A 15,046-nucleotide genomic window follows, 5' to 3' on the forward strand; every position below is an offset into this window, starting at 1 on the left:
CCGGGCCGGGTCCCGTTCAACCCCCGACCACCCCGCCGCTCACGAAGGCCACGCCACGCATCCAGCCGCGCAGGAAGGGCCGCAGGAAGAAAGGCCGCGCAGGAAGGCCGGGCGACCCGGGAACTAGGACGGACCGGCCCGCCAGCCCCGCTCCTTGCCCCGCCGCGCGATCGGCCGGGCCAGCAGGATCAGGATCGCCAGCACCACCGCCACGATTGCGGCGATCTCCGCGGCGGTCCGCACCCCGGCCATCGCGTCGTCCGCGTTCTGCGGTTTCGGCAGCGCCGCGGCCGGCAGGTTCTCCCGCTCGCCGAGGACGCTGGTCACCGCCCGGTACGGGTTGACCACCCCGGCCCCCGCCTCCGGCGTCAGGCCCTCCGGCGGGTTGTCCGCGGTGGCCACGATCCGCTTGAGCAGCTCGTCGACCGGCATGTCCGGGTAGTACGACCGGACCAGCGCGGCCACCCCGGACACGTACGCGGCAGCGAAGCTCGTGCCACCCTCGGCCTCGCTGGTGAAGCCACCACCCGGCGCCGGCGCCGTGATCTGCAGCCCGGGCGCGGCCACGTCGATGTAGTCACCGCTGATCGACGTGTCCACGTGTTTGTCCTGCTGGTCGACCCCGGCCACCGCGAGCACCACCGGATAACCGGCCGGGTACGCCGGCTGGTTGCGCTGCGTGCCGCTCTCCTGGTTGCCGGCCGCGGCGACCACCACCACCCGGTGCGCGATCGCGTAGTTCACCGCCGCGGCCAGCTCGGACGTCGGCACGGTCTCCAGCGACAGGTTGATCACGTCGGCGCCGTTGTCGACCGCCCAGCGGATGGCCTGCGCGATCCGGTACGGCAACTGCTGGTCGTAGTTCTTGTCGGTGGTCTGCAGCACCCGCACCGGCAGGATCAGGGCGTCCGGGGCGATGCCGCTGAACGCCGAGTCCTCGGTCTGCCGCCCCGCGATGATCCCGGCGACCATCGTCCCGTGGCCCGCTTGGTCGCAGCGGCCCAGGAGAGCGGGCTGGATGAAGTCCTTGCCGTTGCGCACCTTGCCTTTGAGCGCCGGGTGGTCCGCGGCGACGCCGGAGTCGATCACCGCGACCGTGGTGCCCAGGCCGCGGGTGAGCGGCCAGACGGCGTCCGGGGCCAGCCGGGTCTGCGCCCACGGCGCGGTGGTGGGCGCCGCGGTGCCTTTCGGGCCGCAGGTGGCGGCGAGCGCCGGCTCGGCCACCACCATCGGGACCGCGGCCGCGAGCAGGACCGCGGTCAGCAGCCTGGCGGTCCGGCCGGTACGGCGGGGGTGTGCGGGCGCGGTTCGCGGACGATTCGGCACCCAGCGAGGGTAGCGGGCCGGAGCCCGGCGTGGTGGGGGTGACCGGCGCCGGCCGGGAGTCGGTAGGGTGCCTGCGATTCGACGGACGTGCCTGGGGAGGCTGCGAGTGAACCGGTGGCGGATGGCAGAGCGCGGTACGGCCGCGGTGGGCGCGGTCCTGCTGGGTTTCCTCGCGGGGGTCGTGCCCGCCGCCCCGGCGCTCGCCGAGTCCATTCAGGAACGCCAGTGGTACCTGGACTACCTGCACGTACGCGAGGCGCACAAGATCTCCACGGGCAAGGGCGTAGTGGTCGCCGTGATCGACTCGGGGGTGGACGCCCGGAATCCCGACCTGGCCGGGCGGGTGCTGGCGGGCAAGAGCTACTGGCCCGCCGACCCGGCCGGCGGCGGCGGCAAGATCGATCACGGCGGGCACGGCACCAGTGTGAGCGGGATCATCGCCGCCAACGGCCGGAAGTACGGCGCGCTCGGCATCGCCCCCGGCGCGAAGATCCTGCCGGTGTCCGTGACGGTCGGCAAGGGCAGTGGCGGCATCTACAGCGGCAGCGTCCCGCCGGACAGCATCCGCTGGGCCACCGACCACGGCGCCCAGGTGATCAACATGTCGTACGGCGGGAGGATCACCTCCCCCGAGGAGCGTGCCGCGATCCAGTACGCGCTGGACCACGACGTGGTGCTGGTCGCCGCGGCGGGCAACAGCGCGTCGTCCACCGGGGTCGACTCGCCGGCCAAAATCCCGGGCGTGCTGGCGGTGTCCGGATACGACGAGAAGGGCAGGTTCTGGAGCGGCTCGGTGCACGGCCCGGAGGTGGCCCTCGCCGCGCCGAGCGTCAACATCATCACTCTCGGCGTGATGGACCGGGGCGCGAGCGGTTACGTGCTGGCGCCCGGCGGCACCAGCGGCGCGGCTCCGATGGTCGCCGGCGCCGCCGCCCTGATCCGGTCCCGATACCCGGAGCTCAAGGCCCCCGACGTGATCAACCGGCTGATCTCCACCGCCACCGACGCGGGCCCGAAGGGCCGGGACGACCAGTACGGTTTCGGCCGCCTCGACCTGGTCAAAGCGCTCACCGCGAAGGTCCCCGCGGTCACCGCGAACCCGCTCGGCGACCCGACCCCGACCACCGAGCCACAGGCCGCCGAACCCGAGTCGCAAGCCGACGCGTGGCTGCGCCAGGTCCTCACGATCACCGCCGCGGCCCTGGCCGGCCTCCTGGTCGTGGCCGGCTCGCTGTTCCTGTTCCTGCGCCGCCGCTGAACCCCATCGGGTACGCATACCGAGTCCCGCCCGCAGGCTACAAGCCACGTCCCGCCCGTGAGGCCGCCGCGACACCGCCACCACCCGGATCCGAGGCGCGTCCCCGGGTCCCCGGCTGGTTCCTGGGGGTGTCTCAGGGGTGCGGAGGCACCCCTGAGAGCCAGCCAAGGCCGGGAGTCGCGCTGCGGTCCGGGGTGGGATCGGTCTCGCGTGGCTGTTCGTACCGGCGCGGGTTTGACTGGGGTCTCAGTGGCCTCGTTGTTCTCATGTGGGTGCGGGGGCGGCCGATCCGGCTGAGCATGATCCGACCGGTTGCGTTGTTCACCGCCGCACTGTTGTGCGCCACTCCCGCCGTCGCGCAGGCCGCGCCGGCCGGGACCACGCTCACCGGGGTGCTGCAGCGCACCGTCGCCGACGCGTTCCCGGGTGGCGCGGACGTCACCCGCACCGAGGTGGTGACCAGCGCCGGGACGACGATCGCGGTGCCGGCGGACCTGGCGGAGGGGATCACCTCCGGCGCGACGGTGACCGTGGACCGGGCGGCGGACGGGACGGTCAGCGAGGTCGACGGGCGGATGCGAACCGCCGCGACCACGTCGGTGGCCGGGACACACCACCTGGTCGTCGTCCCCGTCCACTGGCAGGCCGCGCTCGCGCCGGTGCCGGACTTCGCCGCGCTCGGCAAGCAGGTCGACAAGTACTACGACACGGTCAGCGGCGGGGCGATCCGGTTCACCGTCGACAAGGTCACCGCGGTGACCAGGTTGAGCACGGCGATCAGCGGCTGCGACCACAAGGCGATCGAGACGGCCGCCCGGGCGATCGCCGGCAACACCGTGAAGGACCGGTTCCACCACGTCGTCGTCTGGTTCCCCCGGCTGGCCGCGTGCTCCTGGGCCGGTCTCGGCACCATCGGCGCCGGCCAGTACGGCGACAGCTTCGTCTGGCTCAACGGCTACGAATCCACCCAGGTGGCCGGGCACGAGCTCGGTCACAACCTGGGCCTGTGGCACAGCGACGGCTACCACTGCTACGCCGACGCCACGCGCAAGACGACGGTGCCGCTCTCCGCGACCTGTGCCGTCGAGGGGTACGCCGACCCGTGGGACATCATGGGCAACCGGGCGGCCGGCGAGCTGACCGCGGCGCACCTCGACGCGCTCGGGGTGCTGGGCGCCGGTGGCACCCAGGTGGCGACGGCGGGCAAGCAGGTCGTGCTCGCGCCGCTCTCCGGCGGCAAGGGTCTGCGGCAGGTCACCTGGACCAGCGGGACCCGCACCTGGTTCCTGGAGTACCGCACCGGCGGGCGCCTCGACCAGCCCCTCGCGAAGGCCGGCACCGGGCTGGCGGTGCGGTTCGTCGACACCGGGCTGGCCAGCGAGTACGTCCACGACCACCAGCTGGTGTCCTACCACCCGGCGATCCCGGTGCTGCTGCCCGGCGAGGGCTGGAACGACCCGGCCGGCACCGTCGCGATCCGGACCGGCCCGGCGACGGCGGCCGGGCTGCCGGTGACGATCGGCAAGGTGGTCGACACCAAGGCGCCGTCCGCGTTCGCGCTGACCGCCCCGAAGGCGAACGCGTCGATCACCACCGCGAAGACCACGGTGACCTGGAGCCGGGTCACCGACGACTCCGCTGTCACGTCGGTGGCGGTACTTGTCGACGGCGTGGTGGTGGCGACCGCCCCGGGGACCGCGACGTCGGTGGCGGCGGCGATCCCGGACGGGACGCACAAGCTGCAGGCGGTCGCGGCCGACCCGTACGGCAACACCAGCCGGACCGCCGCGATCACGATCAAGGCGGACGGCAACGCGCCGGTGGGCAGCCCGGTGCCGGCCGCGTACCTGCAGGCCGGGGGCACGGTCAGCGCGAGCGGGGTGCCGGTGTCGGTGCGCTGGGACCTGACCGACCCGAACGGTGTCGCCCAGCAGAAGATCACGGCGAGCACCGGCAGCGGCGCGACTACCCTGGCACCGGCGGCGCGGCAGTTCGCGGCGACGGCCAAGCCCGGCGTACGGACCCGCTGGGATCTCGCGGTCGCCGACAAGCTCGGGCACGCCGGCAAGGTCGTGGGGGAGTGGGCGACCACGGCGGTCGAGGTGCGCGGGGGCACGTACACCGGGGCGTGGTCGACGACGAGCGGGAGCACCCGGCTCGGTGGCAGTGAGCAGACCACGGTGGCGAAGGACGCGGCGGTGTCGTACACGTTCACCGGCCGTTCGGTCGGGCTGGTCGGCACCCGCGACAAGTCCAGCGGCGTCGCGGACGTCTACGTCGACGGCACGAAGTTCAGCAGCGTCAACCTGGCCAGTGCGACGGCCGGGAACCGGTCGGTCGTCTACACCCTGACCTGGTCGGGGTCCGGCACGCACACGGTCCGGTTCGTGAACCGCGCCAGCCGGCTCAACGTGGACGGTTTCGTCACGTTGTCCTGACACACGACGACGCCCTCTGATCCGGAGCCGGATCAGAGGGCGTATGCCGTTTCACATGTGGTGCGCGGGCCGGATCTTCAGCATGCCGGACAGCTTCGCGGTCACCGAGCGGGCTTCCAGGTGCAGCCGGGCGATGTTCAGACCACCCTCACCGATCACCACCAGCAGGGCCAGGTCCCCGATCGCGTAGACCGTCAGGTAGCCGTTCTGGTTGTGGATGGTGACGTCGGAGAAGCCGCCCTGCCCGAGAACCGCACCTGTCGTGCGGCTGATCCCGTGCGCGCCGGCCGCCAGCGCGGCGACGTCGTGCGGCTCCGTGCCGATGGTGGTGTCGTACAGCATGAGCAGGCCGTCCACACCGGCCACCACGCAACCCGCGACGCCGGGCACCTGCATGCGCAGCGCGGCGAGCTCAGCCAGGACGGAGGCGTCGAGATCCTCCTGGGTGGGCATCAGACGTCGAGTTCCGCTTCGATCCGGCGGAGCTGGTGGCGAGCCAGCCCCAGGTTGGCCCGGTCCTTGCGCAGCGACAGGTAGAGGAAGAACGATTCGCCGTTGCGCTTGTTCTGCAGCAGGCGGATCAGGTGGTACTGGCTGTCCAGGGTGATCAGGATGTCCTCGATGCCGTCCTGCAGCCCGAGCATCCCGAGGGTGCGTACCTTGGCACGGATCACGTCGGTGTTGCCGGCCGCCGCGATGTTCATGTCCATGGTCGGGCCGCCGCCGAGCACGCCCAGGGTGAGCCCGCTGGTGTAGTCCACCAGAGCGACGCCGATAGCGCCCTCGATGGTCATCGCTTCCTTGAGCGCCGTCTCGATATTCACTGCACGTACTCCATTTCGACCGACATGATCAGGCGCTGCCAACAGTGACACGCGATATTTGCAAGGGCACTGAACTAAGCCAGGTCGGGCCGAAGATCCGGCGGCCGGTGGCCTGGATCGAGCCGGAAAGAGTCGCAACGAAGGATGGACATTTCCCGAACCGTCCGGCGGGGCGTCGCACCAGGGACGAGACGATTCGAGAACCGCCTACCGGGGCAATTATCCGAAATAACCGATAGGCAGGCTGATACGTCAGAGATCCGACGGCGCGGGGATGTTTCGCGTACGACGGACACGCGTCAGCATGGTGAACGTGACATTCGATCGAGTACGGGCGGAGTCCAGCGCCGAGCTGCTCGCCCAGGGCCGCAAGCGGCTGGCGCGTGCCGTGACCACCACGGCGCACGACTGGTCGCCGGCCCAGCAGGAGATGCTCACCGCCGTCGAGAACGCGCCGGACGACATCGCCGGCGTGATCGAGCGGCTCAGGGTCGTACAGAAAATCCTTGATTCTCTGCCACCGAGCCCCGGGACCAATCGGGTCGCGGCGTTCAACACCCTCTACCTGACCATCACCGAGAAGGTCGCCGACAGCCTGACCACGCCGGAGTGCACCGACCCGGAGTGGCTGGAGACGCTCGACGTCGAGTTCGCCCGGCTCTACTTCCGGGCGCTCGGCGACTGGGGTGTCAGCGGACGGAACCCGGCCGACGCCTGGGAAGTGCTGTTCCGCCGCGCCCACGACGACTCGATGACCGTGATGGACGCCGCGGTCCTCGGCGTCAACGCGCACATCAACCACGACCTGGCGCTCGCCGTGATCGCCACCTGGGAACGCCTCGGCTTCCCCGGCGACGGTCCGCAGCACCCCGACTACCTGCTGGTGAACCGGATCTTCTACCAGCAGATCCCGATCCTGCGCCGCCGGTTCGCCACCGCCTGGCAGCTCGAGATCGACCGCTGCGTCGGCGACCTGGACGACTGGAGCCAGAGCATCCTGGTCCGCGCCACCCGGGCCCTGGCCTGGGAGCAGGCCGAGATCCTCTGGCGCCTGCGGGACGACCCGGAGGACCTGGCACAGGCGCTGCTGGTGCTCGACCGGGTCTCCGCCTGTGCCGGGGAGACACTGCTCAACGGCACCAGCCTGCTGCGGGTGGTGTGGCTGACCCTCACCGCGTGGTTCCGCGGTCTCCGGCGCCGCCTGCGCCCGGTCGCCGCCTGATCAGAACGCGCGGCCCCGGCGGGGCCGCGTCAGGCGGGGACGAGCACCGGGAGGGGACCGGTGTCGGCCGGATGCGAGGCAGGCAGCCGGTTGAGGTCGGTGGTGATGTCGAAGGTCCGGCCACCGGCCGTCGTGGCGGGCTCGACGCGGTGCGCCCTCGGCGGGATCCGTCGGGCCGGCGCCGCCGTCACGATGGTTGTCAGCCCGTAGCCGGCGGCCGCCGCGCCGAGCAGGGCCGTGACCGCGCCCGGGCCGGCGAAGGCGACGAGCACCATGGCGCCGATCATCCAGGGCAGCAGGTTCAGCCGCCGCGGGTTCCCGGCCACGACCTCGGCGGCCGCCGCCGTCAGGACCCAGCAGAACAGCGCCACGATCGGGGCGCCGGGCGAGCCCAGCCCCATCGGGCCGGTGCCGATCCCCAGCAGCACGGCGGACGCCGAGACGGTCAGATACGCGATCGGACCTCTGTCGCGCGGTCGCGGGAAGCACATGCTCCACAGTGAACCGACGTTTCGCCGGCCTGGCCGGGACGGTGAATCGACGGGGCACGAAACCGTGAGTAGGTGACGTGTCGCATTCCGTGCCTGATCACCTCGAGGGTGCCCGATGGCGGGGCAGGCGCTCGATCGCCGGGGTGCCGTCCGCGCGGACCCCGGCCGGGGCGAACCCGGCCGCCCGCAGCGCGGTCAGCGTCTCGGCCTGCGGTTTCGCGCTGGCCAGCACGGTCGGCGCGAGCCGGTTCAGCGCGAGCGCCCGCAACGACTTGGTGTGCAGGATCTCGGTGAGCAGCGGCTCGTCGTCGCTGCACAGGCAGCAGCCCACCGGGCGTACCTGGACCCGGCCGTGCCGCCGCACGGTGTCCTCGATCAGGTAGGTCAGCGGCTGCGGGAACCGGCCGCCCTCGGCGACCTGGCGCAGCCGGGCCAGCAGGTCCGCGCCCTCGATCCCGGCGTCGACCGCCCGTAGCACGCTGGCCGGGGAGAACCGCCAGGTCCAGGCGCCGCTGCGGGACTCCGGATCGGCGGCGCTGTCGAGCAGCGCGAGCAGTGCCGCGGACGGGGTGCCGGTGGCGACCGCGGTGAGGTCGTTCTGCAGCAGGGCGGTGGCCCGGGTGGCCGGGACCATGGCGTCGGCCTGGGCTCGGAGGGCCGTGGCGGTCTCGTCGCCGGGCTCATCCGAGCCGGCCAGCAGGAGCCGGCACAACACGGTCGGCGTGCCGTGGGCCAGCAGCCCGATCGCGTGGGCCTCGCGCCAGATCCCGGTCAGGAACCGGCCGAGGTCGTACCCGGCCGCTTCGGCGAGCGCCGGGAACCGCCAGGCGATCTGCGCGGCCATGTCGTCCGCGGTGACCGCCCGGCCCTCCGGCACCGTCGCCACGACCGTCCGCAGCAGGGCCGTCCGCAACGCGGTCAGGATCGCGTGCTCGTTCGCGTCCCAGTAGATCGCGCGTTCCGCCGGGTCACCGGGCCGTCCCGGCGCGAGCGGGCAGGCCGGCATCTCCAGCCACGTCTCGACGGTGTCCAGCACTTGCCCGCCGGGCGCCATGGTGGCGTAGTCGTCATAGGCCTCGGACACCGTGACGGTGTCCTGCACCGCGATCAGCCCACCGGCCGCGGCCAGTTCGAGGGTGAGCCGGGTGCGGTCCTCGGTGTGCCCGGCCGCCTTGACGATCCTGCGGAGCTCGCGGACACCCAGCCCGCCGGTCTTGAGCGTCGCGACCGGCGCCTTGCTGATCGTCTCCAGCACGGCGGTGACCGCCGCCAGGGTCTCGGTGGCCGCGGCGGCCGCGTCCCGGGCCACCGCCTCCGCGGCGACCGTGACGGCCGGCAGCGCGGGCGCCTCGCCGTCGAACGGCGCGTGGTAGTCGGCGCCGCGCAGCGCCAGCGCCACCTCCCGCGGCATCCGGCCGCCGCTGCCCCAGCCGGCCTGGACCATGAGGCCGCGCTGGGTCGCCCACGGCGGTGCCGGCACGACACCGCCGTACGCGAAGCCGTTGAACGTGTAGAGGTCCACGGGTTCCAGCGCCACGTCCTGCAACCGCCGGCGGACCTCGGCCGGCGCCTGCTCGACCACACCCCGCACGTTGTCCGGAATCGACAACCACGCGGTCAGCGCGGCCACCACGTCGCCCTTCAACCGCCCGGCGGTCACCCCGAGATCCTGCGCCATCTCCCGCAGCTGCGCGGTGGCCAGCCCGTTGAGCATCTCGGCGGCACCCGCACCGAGACCGAGCGGGTTCGGCCACATCACGTCGAGATGCCCGGCGGCGAAACCGCCACCGATCGGCCAGATCAGGGTTCGCTCGGACAGGTGCGCGACCGTCGTGCGCAAGGCCGCGTCATTTTCCGGTACGCCGAGCAGCGCGGCCAGCCGGTCCATCGTCCAGCCGTCGCCGAGCGCCGCGACGGCCTCGGCCACCTGCAGCCCGGGCAACGTCAGCACCGAGCAGGTGAGCTCGATCGCCTCGCTGTCCAGCAGCCGCTCGGCCCGTTTCGCCGGGGTGCGGGGCGCCGGGGCGGCGGTGAGCTCCGGCCGGACCGCGGTCAGCTCGGCGAGCTGCCGGACGGACAGGCCCGTGAGGTGGGTGATGAGCGCCGCACGGGACGCCTCGGAAAACGGCACCCGCAGAATTTACGCGACCGCCCGTCCCGGGTACCCGCACAGGTCGTCCGCGAGCGTGTCGATCAGCCGCTCCTCCATCACCGACCGTCCCTCCCGGGTCATCAGCTCGCCCAGTTCGGGGTCCCACGATGTCGCCGCGGCGGCGCCGAGCAGCCCCGGACCCGTACCCGCGGCGCCCGCGTAGTCGGCGGCGCCCATCCGCCACGGCACCGCCGACGGGTACCGGGCCAGCGCCGACCCGGTCAGCCGCACCCCGGTCCAGTCGAAGTCGTTGCGCCAGCGGATCACCGTGCCCGGCCCGGCGGCGCCGAGCAGCAGGTGCACCGCCGCCGACGGCACACCCTCGGTGCAGACCAGCGGCGCGGTGGCCCGCCCGGTCACCGCGCGCAGCACCGCCGGGTTCTCACAGACGAAGATCTCCGGTACGGCCAGCACCGGCGGTGTCAGCCGCAACTGGTGCAGGGTGACCCGGAACGGCACGTGCGCCGCCGCGGCCCCGGTCAGCCACTCGCCGAGCAGGCCGCCGCCGGCCGGCAGGTTCAGCACCAGCACCTGACTGGCCAGGTCGTCGGGCACCACCCCGGCCAGCTCCCACAGCGCCCGTTCCTGCTCCGCGCCGGCCGGGACCGGCACCTGGTGCCAGCCGGCCAGCGCGCGCAACACCAGTCCGCGTACCGGGCCGTCGGTGAGGGCCTTGGTGTCGCCGAGCACCCGTTCGGCGAAGACCGGCATCGGCTCGCCGGCTGCCGGCAGCGCGTCCAGTACCGTCACCACGGCGGGCAGCGGCAGTCCGGCCCGGACGATCCGGGTCAGCGTGCCGTCCCGGCGCAGCGATGCCACGAAGTCGAGATACCAGGGCTGGGTGGCGTGCCGGCTCTCCCCCGCGAGTGACAGCGCCGCGTCCCGGCCGACCGCCTCGCGGGCGCGTTCCCCCGGCCGGTCCCGGAACGGGCCGACCGTCTCCGCCAGGCCGGCGCCGTGTGCCGCGCGCAGGAACGCGTCCAGTTCGGCGAGCCGCACGGTGACCCGGGCGACCCCGGCCGGCCGGTGCACCCCGGTCACCCCGATGACGACGCGGCGTTCGGCCTCGTCGGGCGCGGCGAGCGAGACCGAGCCGGCCAGGCTGCCGCCGGTGCGTTCCAGGCTGCGCCGGGCCGCGGCGAGCAACCGCTGCCAGCCCGGTTCGGCGCCCGGGTCAGGCATCGGCGGGCACCCGGCGGGTCTCCGGCGAACCGAGCGCGCGGGCCAGGGTGCCGTCGAAGTCGGCGACGTTCATCGTGCCGTCCCAGACCAGCAGCACCGTGGAGACGGTGTGCTCGACAGTGGAGTGCGACAGGTCGTAGTGGGCGCAACCGGTCACCGCGGGATGGGTGGCCCACAGGTCGTACCCGGTCATGAACAGGTCCAGGTCGAACTGCTTCGCGAGGGACATCAGCTCGCCGCGTCCGTTGTCGTCGACGCCCGCGAACGCCTCGTCCAGGCCGAGCAGCCGCGGCGCGTCCGGGCGGGCCGAGCCGAACAGCGCGTTCGCGGCGGCGAACAGCGGCAGGTGCAGCGACACCGACTGCTCGCCACCGGAGAGCTGGCTGTGCCGGGCCCGGGTCAGCGGCTCGGTGGTGCCACCCGGGCGGTGCAGGGTGAACGCGAACACCCGCCACTGCCGGTAGTCGAGCACCTCGGCCAGCAACTCCCGGTACGGCTTCTCCGCCGCCTGCGCCCGGGCCGCCTTGATCCGGGTCGCGAAGTGCCGCCGCAGCATGGTCAGCTGCACCGGGCCGAGCCGCGCCGGGTCCCGTTCCAGCAGCTTGCAGACCTCGCGCTGGTCCGGGTCGAGGTCGTCGGCGAGCCGCCAGCCGACCCCGACGGTCAGCCCGGACGACATCCGCCGGGCCCGCATCTGCGTGTCCATCGCGTCGACCAGGTCCCGTGCCTCGATCGTCCGGCGGTGGATCTGCCCGGCCAGCTGACCGAGCAGCGCGTCCTCGAAGACCCGCTGTTCCGCTGCGGTCAGCAACTGCTCCTGGTCGCGGCGTTCACCCGCGATCCGTTCCGCGAAGTGCGCGACCGGGGTCATCCCCTGCTCGTCGGCGACCCGGACCACGATCACGCCCTCGTCGGTGTCCCACTCCGGCCGGTGGTCGAGCCCGGCCGCCGGCAGCTGCGCCTGCAACTCGGTGAGCGCGCTGGTCAGCCGGGTCGCGGACTGCTTCAGCGAGGACTCGGTCGGGCTCAGCTCGCGGGTCGCGGTCAGCACCGCCTCGTGCAGCGCCACCACCGCCGGATCAAGATCCAGATCCGCGAGGCCGGCGGTGGGCCACCGCAGGTGCGGCGGGCAGCGCATCAGCCCCAGAAGATCTGCTTGAGCGTACGGGCGCAGCCGCACCGCCTCCCGTGCCGTCTCCGCGGCCGCCTCCGCCACGGCCTGCTCACCGAGCTCCACCCGGGCGGTCGCGCCGGCCTTCTCCTGCAGCGCCACGCTCTGTGCGGCCTGCGCGTCCCGCAGTGCGGACTCGGCCACCGTCACGGCCTGCTCGGTGTCCTTGACCTCGGCCAGGATCTGGGTCGCCTCGGCGCCGATCGCCGCCGCGAGGGTGCGCAGCTCCTCGTCCTTCTCGCCGTGCCGCTGCCGGCTCTCCCGGGCGGTCCGCGCGGCGGACTCGGCCCGCTCCTCGGCCTCGGCGTGGCGCTCGGCGGCCTCGTCGGCGAGGACGGCCGCCCGCTCCGCGGTCTCGTAGGCGTGCGTGAGCTCGAGGCCGAACCGGTCGAACCGGTCCAGTGCCGCCGCGGTCTGCTCGACCCGGTCGACCGGAAGTGATCGTTCGGCGACCGCCCGGCGCAGCGCGGCTCCGGCCGACGCCTGCTCGGCGACCGCGCCGTCGAGGCGGCCGGCTGCCTCGGACGCGGCTTCCCGTCGTACCCGGAGCAGTGTCGCGGCCCGGTCCACCAGCCTCTCGGCCTGATGGATCGCGGTGCGTGGCGGCAACGCCGCGCCCGCGGCGGCGACCTCGGCCAGCACGGTCCGCCGCGCCTGCCGGACCGCCTCGACCCGCGCGATCTCGGTGTCCAGGGCGGCGATCCGCTCGTCGCAGGCGGCGATCCGGGCCGCGCGCCGGGCGGCCCGGGCGGTCGCGCCGATGTACTCGCAGCGGTCCTTGACGAACCGGCCGACGCCGCTGCCCTGCGCCCACCGGCCGTCACCGGCCACCCCGGACGCCCCGGTGAGCGCGCCGAGCGCGATCCCGCTCAGGATCTCGGTGATCCGCGCGGCCGGCACCATCTCCTGATCCTCCGGGACCAGCACGGTCGCGAGCGTGGCGCCGCCGATCGGCGGGTCCGCCTCCTGGCCCGCGGTCTTTCCCCCGGCCGGAGGTGTGGGCTGCCCGCCGGTCGTGCGCAGGAACGCGTCCTGTGCGCCCCGGCCGAGCGCGGTCTCGGTGTCGGTGTCCGCCGGGTGAACCCAGGCGTCGAGCAGGCCCGCCGCGTGCAGAGCGGCTTCGATGCCCGCCGCCTCGGCGTCCGGAATGCCGTCGGCGAACCGGACCAATCGCCAGAACGGCGCGCCGGAGCGGCCGGTGCGCGGCGCCGGCCGGGTCGGTGAGGCCGGCGGGGCGTCGTCGTGTTCGGCGGCGATCGCGGCCCGCTCCGCCGCCACCTCGTCCCGCTCGCGGCCCCGCCGGTCCGCCTCGGCGCCGAGCGCGGCGACCTCGTCGCGGATCGCCGCGACCGGGACCGCGACCTGCTCGGTGTAGAGATCGCGCAGCGAGATCGCGTCGCCGGTCCGGCTGTCGTCCGGCCCGGCCGGGTGCGCCGGTTCCGGGGCGGTGTCCGGTTCGGTGAGCGTCGCCGCCAGCCGCTCCGGCAGATGTGGCAGGTCCAGCTCGGTCAGCAGGGCGGTGTGCTGGACGCCCCAGGCACGCACCGCGGCGGCGGTTTCCCGCCGGGCCACGCCCAGCGCCTCGGCCGCGCCCCGCTCCGCGGTGATCGCGTCGTCCACGGCGGCCCGGGCGTCGCGGTCCGCGTCGGCGGACCGCACGTGGTCCCGCTCCGCCTCGGCGAGCCGATCCGCGAGCCCGCGCACCGCCCGCACGTCGGCGCGGCGGGTCTCGGACCGGGCGGCCAGGCGGGTGGCCAGCCCGTCCGGCGCGGCGTCCGCGGTGTGCCAGTCGAGGCCGCCGGACTCCGCCTCGGCCGCGAGGGCGGCGGCGATCCGCCCGGTCCGGGCCCGGCCGTCCTGCGCCGCTGTCGCCGCCTTGACCGATTCCGACTGTCGTTTCCCGGCGGTCGCCCGTTCGCCGTCGGCCAGCTCGTCCGCGTCGCGGGCGGCCTTCGCCAGGTCGGTGACGTGCCGCTCCAGGTCGGCGAGCTGCTCGTGCGAGCGGTAGGCGGCCGAGCCCTTGAGCCGTTCCAGGTGCGCGCGCAGCCGGCCGGGTTCCCCCTCGGCGGTGCGCAGCCGCTCGGTGGCCTCGCCGGCCCGCTGCTGCGCGCCCTCCGCCGCATGCCGGGCCGCTTCCAGGGTCGCGCGGCGTTCCGCGGCCGCGTCCCGGCGTGCGGTGAGCGCGTCCGCGGCGGACCGCGCGTGGGTCCGCAGGTAGGTGGCGTAGACCCCGAGGAACGCGCCGGTCGCGGCGTCCGCCGCGATCAACCCCTCGAGGGTACGGGCCACCGCCTCCATGTCGTCGAACGAGCGCGCCGCCTCGACCAGCAGCTGGTCCTCCACCGGCCGCAGGCCCCGCTGCAGGGTGCGGGACAGCTCCACCGGGTTGAGATCCTTCGCCAGCTGCGGCTTGCGCAACGTCAGCACCAGGTCCAGCAGCTGCTCGTAGCGGGCCGGGCCGAGCTGGAACAGCCGCGCGTCGACCAGGTGCCGGTACTCCTCGGCCGAGTCGCGGACCGCCTCCGCGCCGAGCCGGTCGATCAGGTCACGGCGGGACACCGGCCGGTCGTCCGCGTCCAGCAGCGACAGGTCCACGCCGACCCGGCCGTCCGCGACGAAGTGCCAGCGGGTCACCCGGTCGTTGTGCCGGTGCGCCCGCAGCCCGATCCCGATCGTCACGAACGACGCGCCGTCGCCGAACTCCATCCACACGTACGCGTACGCGGAGTCCTGCCCCCGGTAGAGCAGGTTCGACTTCATCGTCCGGTCCTCGCCGGCGAACGGGTTCAGCCGGCGCGGCTCGATCCGCCCGTCCAGCACGAACGGGAACAGCACCTCGAGGGCCTTCGTCTTGCCGGAGCCGTTCGGCCCGCGCAGCACCAGCCAGCCGTCGACGAACAGGAACTCCTCGTCCCGGTAGTCCCACAGGTTGATGATCCCGGCCCGGGTGGGTGCGAAGCGTGCCACGTGCGTCCTTCGTTC

At 73.7% G+C, this 15,046-nt stretch carries 10 protein-coding genes; 3 read left to right on the top strand and 7 right to left on the bottom strand.

Annotated elements, in window-relative coordinates; translation table 11 throughout:
• Positions 1-123 precede the first annotated feature (123 nt).
• Positions 124-1,326 (bottom strand): type VII secretion-associated serine protease mycosin, encoded by a 1,203-nt coding sequence (gene mycP, locus ADL15_RS28880; RefSeq protein WP_232344438.1) that lies wholly within the window; start codon positions 1,324-1,326, stop codon positions 124-126.
• A gap of 121 nt (positions 1,327-1,447) precedes the next feature.
• Between mycP (ADL15_RS28880) and mycP (ADL15_RS28885) the strand changes: the two genes are divergently transcribed.
• Complete coding sequence (gene mycP / locus ADL15_RS28885; protein WP_157441667.1) at positions 1,448-2,584, top strand: type VII secretion-associated serine protease mycosin; 1,137 nt, start codon at positions 1,448-1,450, stop codon at positions 2,582-2,584.
• Between the two features lie 299 nt (positions 2,585-2,883).
• Complete coding sequence (locus tag ADL15_RS28890) at positions 2,884-5,022, top strand: Ig-like domain-containing protein (RefSeq protein ID WP_198171061.1); 2,139 nt, start codon at positions 2,884-2,886, stop codon at positions 5,020-5,022.
• Between the two features lie 51 nt (positions 5,023-5,073).
• On the opposite strand, the gene ADL15_RS28895 is transcribed toward ADL15_RS28890, so the two are convergent.
• Together ADL15_RS28895 and ADL15_RS28900 are read right to left on the bottom strand one after the other, a co-directional pair.
• Complete coding sequence (locus ADL15_RS28895) at positions 5,074-5,475, bottom strand: roadblock/LC7 domain-containing protein (protein WP_067697764.1); 402 nt, start codon at positions 5,473-5,475, stop codon at positions 5,074-5,076.
• A complete protein-coding gene (locus ADL15_RS28900) occupies positions 5,475-5,816 on the bottom strand; it encodes a hypothetical protein (RefSeq protein WP_067697766.1) in 342 nt (113 codons plus the stop codon). Before ADL15_RS28900 ends, ADL15_RS28895 begins: the two co-directional genes overlap by 1 nt.
• A 343-nt stretch (positions 5,817-6,159) precedes the next feature.
• Between ADL15_RS28900 and ADL15_RS28905 the strand changes: the two genes are divergently transcribed.
• The gene (locus ADL15_RS28905; RefSeq protein ID WP_067698039.1) at positions 6,160-7,068 is read left to right on the top strand and encodes a DUF5995 family protein; all 909 of its coding nucleotides are present in this window, start codon (positions 6,160-6,162) and stop codon (positions 7,066-7,068) included.
• A gap of 29 nt (positions 7,069-7,097) precedes the next feature.
• Here the strand turns inward: ADL15_RS28905 and ADL15_RS28910 are convergent, their stop codons facing one another.
• The 4 genes from ADL15_RS28910 to ADL15_RS28925 all read right to left on the bottom strand — a co-directional run bounded on the left by ADL15_RS28910 (position 7,098) and on the right by ADL15_RS28925 (position 15,031).
• Positions 7,098-7,559, bottom strand: coding sequence for a hypothetical protein (locus ADL15_RS28910; protein WP_067697768.1), 462 nt, complete (start codon positions 7,557-7,559; stop codon positions 7,098-7,100).
• 97 nt (positions 7,560-7,656) lie between these two features.
• The gene (locus ADL15_RS28915; protein WP_067697774.1) at positions 7,657-9,690 is read right to left on the bottom strand and encodes a helicase-associated domain-containing protein; all 2,034 of its coding nucleotides are present in this window, start codon (positions 9,688-9,690) and stop codon (positions 7,657-7,659) included.
• 9 nt (positions 9,691-9,699) lie between these two features.
• A complete protein-coding gene (locus tag ADL15_RS28920; protein ID WP_067697776.1) occupies positions 9,700-10,893 on the bottom strand; it encodes a TIGR02679 family protein in 1,194 nt (397 codons plus the stop codon).
• A complete protein-coding gene (locus ADL15_RS28925) occupies positions 10,886-15,031 on the bottom strand; it encodes a TIGR02680 family protein (protein ID WP_067697778.1) in 4,146 nt (1,381 codons plus the stop codon). Before ADL15_RS28925 ends, ADL15_RS28920 begins: the two co-directional genes overlap by 8 nt.
• Positions 15,032-15,046 lie beyond the last annotated feature (15 nt).

The sequence above is a fragment of the Actinoplanes awajinensis subsp. mycoplanecinus genome, from assembly GCF_001509495.1.
In the GTDB taxonomy this organism is placed as follows: domain Bacteria; phylum Actinomycetota; class Actinomycetes; order Mycobacteriales; family Micromonosporaceae; genus Actinoplanes; species Actinoplanes palleronii.